The organism is Mycobacterium sp. Root135 (genome assembly GCF_001426545.1).
Lineage (GTDB): Bacteria > Actinomycetota > Actinomycetes > Mycobacteriales > Mycobacteriaceae > Mycobacterium.
This window is the reverse complement of record NZ_LMEZ01000004.1, coordinates 710,965-718,194: the sequence shown is the minus strand read 5'-3', so window position 1 is coordinate 718,194 and position 7,230 is coordinate 710,965. Positions and strand designations below refer to the sequence as shown.

Sequence of the window (7,230 nt, the reverse complement as noted above, 5' to 3'; positions counted from 1 at the left end):
GATCACGTCCGCCATCGGGAGCAGCGATCCACCGCCGGTGACACCGCTGCCGCGGGCGGCTTCCAGGTCTTGGAGGGTGGTGGTGACGATGACGGTGACSGGTAACCCGTTGTGCTGCCCCAGTTCACCCGAGGCCAGGACGGACCGTCCGATGGCGATCAGCGCGTCGTGGTTGCGTTGCCCGACGGTGCGGTCATCGGCGTCGATCTGCTCCTGCGACGGTGTCCCCGACGTTCGCGGTTCGTGGTCGGCCGGGTTGCACATGCCGGGGGCGGCGTACTTGGCCAGGATTGGTTCGACGATCGCCCGCGCCTCAGGATCGAGCAGTGCGGTCAGTGTGGTCATGCCGTCGGCCTGTTGCGGACCCATCCGGGCGTAGCGTTTGCGGGCCCGCTCCACGTCGTCGGGCTTCGGGCCGTCCTGATCGATCGCCGTCGCCAGTTCCTTGGCCGCCTTGGCCAACTCCTCCGGCCCGGTCCCGGACCCGATTTGGACCAACGCCCTCTCCGAGAGCTCCCGGACTTCCGGGTCCACCCAGGTAGGCAGTGTGTCGAGGAACGACCGGATCTCGGTGACGTGCTCGGGCCCCAACGCTCCGCGGGCTTGCGCACTCGCGGTGGGTGCCAGCTTCGGGTCCAAGGGTTGCCCGTTCAGCGTGGTCCGCGGTCCGAGGTCCTCCGCGTCGCAGATCCGGCGGCGGACCTCCTTACCCGAGATCCGCAACCGCTGAGTCAGCACGCTGCCCAAGGACTTCGCGCCCAACTCCACCGGGGAGGCTTCNTCCTCCGCGTCGCAGATCCGGCGGCGGACCTCCTTACCCGAGATCCGCAACCGCTGAGTCAGCACGCTGCCCAAGGACTTCGCGCCCAACTCCACCGGGGAGGCTTCGCGTTGCAGCCGGGCGATCACCTGATGCCCCACCGCCGGCAGCTGCCACGTCACCGTTTCCAGTTCCCCCAGCAGCTCCACCAACTCGAGGTGGGTGAACTGATCACAATCCAGGTCGACGAGTTCGGCAACGGCAGCACGGATCCCCGCAACTGCTGCGGTGACCCGATCCGAACTCATACTCGAACATTAGTACGACCCACCGACAGAAAATTCGAGCTGAAACAAAAGGGGCACAAGGGAACTCGAACCAGACCGCCTGTGGACAACTCCGGCACGCCGCCGATTTTTCGGGTATAGGGCAGGCTGTTCGTCGTGAGCGATTCCTTCGGTCGACCGTGCCCCTGCGGCAGCGGTGTCGCCTACCAGGCGTGCTGCCAGCCGCTGCACCACGGTGAACGGCAGGCCGCCACGGCCGAAGAGTTGATGCGGTCGAGGTACTCCGCGTATGCGACGGGGAACGCCGACTACGTGTTCCGCACCTGGCATCCGCGAACGCGGCCCGCCGACCTGACAGTCGACGCCGACATCGTCTGGACCGGCCTCACCGTGACCGACGTGGTGGCGGGAGGAGGCGGCGACGACACCGGGGAGGTCGAGTTCACCGCGTCATACGACGACGGGTCCCTGCACGAGCGCAGTCGCTTCGAACGGCGCAGCAACCGGTGGGTGTACGTCGACGGCGACTAGTCAGATCGCCATGCGCCGGTCGACGGTGCCCTGCCATGCCTCGGCGGCGTCGGCCAACGGCATGCCCAGGGCGGTGCAGAGTCCGATCACGGTGCCGAAGCTGGGGCTGGGGATGCGACCGACCTCGATCTTGCGCAGCGTTTCGGGGGAGATGCCGGCGGCGCGGGCGATCGCCTCGGGGTCGCGACCCGCCCGGGCGGTTCGGATGAGCGCGCCGAGGCGTTGACCGGCGGCGACTTGCTCCGGGCTGAGCGGTACACGAACCATGCGGGCCAGCATAGTCGGTATTCATATACCGCTGCTGATACCGTGGGCCGGTATAAAAATACCGATACCACGAGGAGGCCGACCGTGATCGAACTGAAGTCCGCCGTCGAGATCGACAAGATGGCCGTCACGGGGGAGTTCGTCGCGCAGGTACTGGCGACCTTGTCGGACGAGGCCCGGCCAGGGGTGAACCTGATGGAGCTCGAACTTCATGCGCGCCAGTTGGTCGCCGATCGCGGCGCGACGTCCTGCTACTGGGACTACGCCCCGTCCTTCGGGCGTGGACCGTTCCGCAACGTCATCTGCCTGTCGGTGAACGACGCTGTGCTGCACGGCAAGCCGCACGAATACGTGCTGCGGGCTGGCGACGTGCTGAGCCTCGACTTCGCGGTGTCGATCGACGGCTGGGTCGCCGACTCCGCGGTCACGGTCATCGTCGGCGACGGCAACGACGAGGACCGCGCGCTCGTCGACTCGACGCGACGAGCGCTCGCGGCCGGCGTCGCGGCGGCCGTCCCTGGCGGTCGGCTCGGAGACGTCTCGGCCGCCATCGGCGAGGTCGCCGCCGACGCCGGATACCGCGTCAACCTCGAGTTCGGTGGGCACGGCTTGGGTCGGACGATGCACGAGGATCCCCACGTCCCCAATCGCGGAACGCGTGGACGCGGAATGCTGTTGCGGCCGGGGTTGACCCTCGCGCTCGAACCTTGGTGGAGCCGCGGCAGCGACCGGCTGACGATCGACGCGGACGGCTGGACGCTGCGTTCGGCCGACGGTTCGAACACGGCGCACTCCGAGCACACCATCGCGATCACCGAGCACGGCCCCCGCATCCTGACTCAGTGCGTGGGCACTCCACAGACCGAGTAGACGAACTTGGGCGGCACGTCGAAGGTGAATTCGCGTTCGGGAAGGGCCGCGAGTACCTCGGCTGGCAGCGGCGTCTTGTAGTGCAGTGACACCGAGCCGGCGAAGGACGGGTCGATGACGGACAGATCGGATCCGCTGAGCGTCAGCCCCGACTCGTCGAGGGTTGCCTCAACCATGCTTCCGCCGGGCGCATTCCACTCGTGGTCGACGGTCCGGCCCGCCTTGTTGGGCACCGAGGACAGCGTCCCGAGAACGCGCCGACGGGTCAGTGCCACCGCGCCCACGTAGCTGCTGATGTTGCCCTTCGCCACCTTGCCGGGCACCTTCCCTGAGAAGCGATATGTCACCGGGACGAACTCAGCCAGGTGAAGCACGCCCTCGGATTCGACCTGGGCGCGCATGTCGTCGGGCAATCCGCCGATGCCAAGCATCTTGCGCAAGAAGACGGCCATGGTCGGAGAATATCGACCATGGCCGTCCCGTCGTGCAAGTTCTTACGTTTGTGCCGGGAGCACGTTCTCGCCGGACTTGTCGGTCGACAGGCACAGTGAGCAGATGTAGCCCTCGACGCTGGCGGACTTGATCATGTCTGGCCGCTCGTAATCATGATGGCAGACATGGCATTTGAGGTGCGCGTCCGACGGGTTGCCATGCTCGTCGAGCATCGGCAGGTCGATGCCGTCGTCCGTGCGGCGCAGGTAGTACTTGCCCTTGGTCGCCACGGCGATGACCGGCGGCAGCACCAGTCCCAGGACGATCGCGACCAGCGGTGAGTACGGCCGGATGGCTTCTCCAAGACCGCCGAAGAAGGCGAGCACCGACAGCCCGGCCGCAGCCAGCATCGAGCCGAAGCCGACGGGGTTGAAGTCGTAGAGCATCCCGCGTCGGAATTCCGGTTGCATCGGCGAGAGCTTCAGCAGGAACTTGTTGAAGACGATGTCGGAGGCGACCACGACGACCCAGGCGATGCCGCAGTTGGCGTAGAAGCCCAGGATCGTGTTGAGGAAGTCGAACATGTTGGCTTCCATCAGCACCAGGGCGATCAGCAGGTTGAAGGCCAGGAACACCAGGCGACCCGGGTAGGTCTTGGTGACCCGGGTGAACGAGTTGGTCCACGCCAGCGAGCCGGAGTAGGCGTTGGTGACGTTGATCTTCACCTGGCTGATGACGACGAGCACGACGGCCAGCGTCATGGCGAGCCACGGGGGCAGGAAGTTCTGGTAGATCTCCAGGAACTGGTGCACCGGCTGGTTGGCGATGCCCGTGGAGTCCGCGACGTTGGCGATCAGGTACACCGCGAGGAACAGCCCGACGATCTGCTTGATGGCGCCGAAGATGACCCAGCCGGGGCCGGCGAGGAACATCCAGGTCCACCAGCTGCGCCGGTTCTCCGGGGTTTTGGCGGGCATGAAGCGCAGGTAGTCGTTCTGCTCGGCGATCTGCGCGATGAGCGACAGACAGACGCCCGCGGCCAGCAGGGTGGAGCCGAGGTCGAAGCCCTCGACGCCGTTCTCCCCCTGGTAGGCGAAGAACTGGCCGACCGACTCGGGATGGCTGACCACCAGGTAGACGAACGGCGCGACCATCAGGACCAGCCACAACGGCGTCGTCCACACCTGCAGCGTGGAGAGCACCTTCATGCCGTAGATGACGAGCGGGAAGATGATGAACGTCGACGCCGCATAGCCGATCCACAGTGGGATGCCGAGGCCCAGTTGCAGCCCCTGCGCCATGATCGAGCCCTCGAGGGCGAAGAAGATGAAGGTGAACGTCGCGAAGATGACGTTGGTGACCACCGAGCCGTAGTAGCCGAAGCCGCTGCCGCGGGTGACCAGGTCGAGGTCGATGTTGTACCGCGCCGAGTAGTAGGCGACGGGAAATCCGGTCAGCATGACCACGACCGCGAAGATGAGGATTCCCCACAACGCGTTGGTGGTGCCGTAGGCGATGCCGATGTTGGCGCCGATGGCGAAGTCGGCGAGATAGGCGATGCCGCCGAGTGCCGAGATGCCCACCACCCGCGTCGACCACTTTCGGTAGCTGCGTGGGGCGAACCGCAGCGTGTAGTCCTCCAAGGTCTCCTTGGTGGCCGTCATCTGGTCTAAGCCTGCGTCGAGGTCTGCCGCGACGGGTGCGTCAGCCTCGTTGTTGAGCTCTTGGGTCATGGTTAGCAAAGCTAAAACCACGTTGTTTCGGGGTTGTGACGGCTGTGTTCCCACCAAGATTCCCCGCAAGAACGAAAAGGGCCCGCACTGCCGTCAAGAGTCGGGGTTGTGACGGCAGTGCGGGCTCTGCTGACTACATCGGTGCGGTAGTGAAGGGTGTTACACGTGGTGCGGAATGAATCTTCGGCGCGGCGCTGGTGGCTCGTCGGGCTGTGTTGCGTCGTCTACGCAGCGATGTGGATCGGCTGGGTCCAGGGCTGGAATTGGCTGGTCGCGGCCGACACGTCGACGTTGGAGATCGGTCGTCGCCTCGGCGAGGAGCACCACGCCTGGGCGACGTTCTGGCACGTGTGGTGCACGGTGTTCTCCCCGGTGGCGTTTCGTATCGTGACCGTCGGCCTGATCGTCCACGCGTTCGCGAAGCGTCGGGTTCGCACCGCGGTGTTCCTCATCGTCTGCGTCGAAACGTCCGCGCTGCTGACCGAGGTGCTCAAACGCCTTGCCGACCGTCCCCGCCCGGAAACCGCCATGGTCGACGCACTCTCGACGTCGTTTCCGTCCGGCCACGCCCTCGGCACGATGGCCGCGGTGCTGGCGCTTGCGGCGGTCTACCTCTCGAGCGTGCGACGGAGCCTTCGGCCATGGCTGGTGGCGGCAGGGGTCGTCGTCGTGCTGACCGTCGGGATCGGCCGGGTCGCGCTGAACGTCCACCACTTGTCCGACGTCGTCGCCGGGTGGGCGATGGGTTACGTGTACTTCGCGGTGTGTCTGCTGATCCTGCGCGGGGTCAGGGAAGTGGACGAAAGACCGGCAGCGCCCGATAGCGGACGGTGAAGGTCGCCTCATCCAGTTCGTCGGCGAGTTCGCCGTCGTGGGCCAGCAGGGTGGGGCCGTCGACCGCCCGGAAGCTGAACTCGGGCACCCGCAGTTCGTGATACAGCGGGCTTCTGACGAGCCGACCGAGTGCCAGTGACGTCAGGATGCGCATCGTGCTGAACCGCTTCTCGGTCTCCAGGATGCGCACGTCCATCAGGCCGTCGTCCATCCGGAGCCGGCGGGCGGGGGCGAATCCCGACGGCAGGTAGGACGAGTTGCCGAGGAAGAACAGCGACGTCTGCAGGGTCTTGTTGTCGTACTGGATGCGCACCGGCTCGCCTCGGCGCAGCGTGTGGAACATCGCGTAGACGCCGGCCAGCGGCTTGCCGATCTTGTGTTCCAGCTTCTCCCGCTTCTGGACGAAGGTGGGGTAGGCGCCGATGCTGGCGGTGTTGATGACGGTGCCGGTCTCGTTGAGGCGCAGGACGTCGACGCACGCCACGCTGCCCTGCCGGATCGACTCGACGGTCTTGGCGACGGTTTCGCAGCCGATGTCCTTGGCGAAGTGGTTGAACGTGCCGCCGGGGAAGACCGCCAGTGGGCGTTCGGTGGCCAGGGCGACCCCTGCCGCACATGCCACGGTGCCGTCGCCGCCGCCGACGGCGAGCACCTCGGCCCGGTCGGCGGCCGAGCGCATGATCGCTTCGACGTCGTCGTCCTTCTCCAGTTCGACGATCTCCATCTTGGGCAGTGCTTCCCGCGCCTCGTCGATGACCCGTGCCCCGGTCCCGCTGCCCGAGGCGGGATTGATGACGAGGACGACGCCCGCGCCGTCGGGACGCTTCAAGGTCGGCACCCGCAGCGGGTCGGCGACCGGGACGCGTGCCTCGACGATCGGCGGGACGATCCGGGCGCCCGCGACCGCCACCGCGGCGCCGAGGCCGAACCCGGCAAGCACGTCACCGGGGTAGTGCGCGCCCGTGGCGACGCGGGAGATGCCGACCATTCCCGCGAGCAGGGCCAGGCCGAGGCCGACGGGCGCGCTCTCCAGGCCGACGCCGACGGCGAACGCCGCCGCGCTGGCGGAGTGACCCGACGGCAGTGAGTTGGAGGTTGGCATGTGGCGGGACCGTCGCAGCACCGGGACGGTCGCCCATTCCGGGCGGGGCCGTTTCCAGACCCGCTTGGCGATCTGGTTGGCGACGAGGCTGGTGACGGCGAGGGACGCCACGCCGCGACCGGCGCCGCGCTGCACCGAAGGGTGTTTGGTGGCCATCAACGCGGCCGCGATGACGAACCACAGCTTGGAGTGGTCGGCGGCCGCGGTCAGCTTGGGCATGAACCCGTCGAGCAGGGGGCTCGGCGACTCTGCGATGGCCTCGAAGACTTCGCGGTCCAGAGTGCCGAGGCCCGCGCCGATCTGGCGGACACCGCGGTGTCGGATGCCACGTCTTCCAAGGAGCTCCATGCCTCCCAACCTAGTCGGGTCGCGAAAGCGCTTTGGGCGCAACTCATCTCTTGGCCCGAGGATCGT

8 protein-coding genes and 1 pseudogene are annotated in these 7,230 nt (G+C 66.9%); 3 read left to right on the top strand and 6 right to left on the bottom strand.

Annotated elements, in window-relative coordinates:
* Nucleotides 1-780: pseudogene (locus tag ASD37_RS32690) on the bottom strand (DUF222 domain-containing protein); the annotation flags it as partial.
* A gap of 1 nt (nt 781) precedes the next feature.
* Nucleotides 782-1,068, bottom strand: a 287-nt coding sequence (locus tag ASD37_RS32685) for a DUF222 domain-containing protein (RefSeq protein WP_370072713.1), incomplete at its 3' end; no start/stop codon positions are given.
* A 135-nt stretch (nt 1,069-1,203) separates the two neighbouring features.
* Here ASD37_RS32685 and ASD37_RS11145 point away from each other — a divergent pair.
* A complete protein-coding gene (locus tag ASD37_RS11145; RefSeq protein ID WP_056550982.1) occupies nt 1,204-1,578 on the top strand; it encodes a YchJ family protein in 375 nt (124 codons plus the stop codon).
* On the opposite strand, the gene ASD37_RS11140 is transcribed toward ASD37_RS11145, so the two are convergent.
* Entirely contained in the window at nt 1,579-1,845 is a 267-nt protein-coding gene (locus tag ASD37_RS11140; RefSeq protein WP_056551081.1) for a helix-turn-helix transcriptional regulator, read from the bottom strand.
* Between the two features lie 84 nt (nt 1,846-1,929).
* Between ASD37_RS11140 and map the strand changes: the two genes are divergently transcribed.
* Nucleotides 1,930-2,715, top strand: coding sequence for a type I methionyl aminopeptidase (gene map / locus ASD37_RS11135; RefSeq protein ID WP_056550981.1), 786 nt, complete (start codon nt 1,930-1,932; stop codon nt 2,713-2,715).
* Here map and ASD37_RS11130 read toward each other — a convergent pair.
* Together ASD37_RS11130 and ASD37_RS11125 are read right to left on the bottom strand one after the other, a co-directional pair.
* Complete coding sequence (locus tag ASD37_RS11130) at nt 2,685-3,167, bottom strand: hypothetical protein (protein WP_056550980.1); 483 nt, start codon at nt 3,165-3,167, stop codon at nt 2,685-2,687. The genes map and ASD37_RS11130 overlap by 31 nt on opposite strands.
* A 42-nt stretch (nt 3,168-3,209) precedes the next feature.
* Nucleotides 3,210-4,880, bottom strand: coding sequence for a cytosine permease (locus ASD37_RS11125; protein WP_056550979.1), 1,671 nt, complete (start codon nt 4,878-4,880; stop codon nt 3,210-3,212).
* Between the two features lie 165 nt (nt 4,881-5,045).
* Here ASD37_RS11125 and ASD37_RS11120 point away from each other — a divergent pair, with 165 nt between their 5' ends.
* Complete coding sequence (locus ASD37_RS11120) at nt 5,046-5,714, top strand: phosphatase PAP2 family protein (protein ID WP_235568057.1); 669 nt, start codon at nt 5,046-5,048, stop codon at nt 5,712-5,714.
* On the opposite strand, the gene ASD37_RS11115 is transcribed toward ASD37_RS11120, so the two are convergent.
* Nucleotides 5,668-7,164, bottom strand: coding sequence for a bifunctional phosphatase PAP2/diacylglycerol kinase family protein (locus tag ASD37_RS11115; protein WP_056550978.1), 1,497 nt, complete (start codon nt 7,162-7,164; stop codon nt 5,668-5,670). The genes ASD37_RS11120 and ASD37_RS11115 overlap by 47 nt on opposite strands.
* Nucleotides 7,165-7,230: the final 66 nt, after the last annotated feature.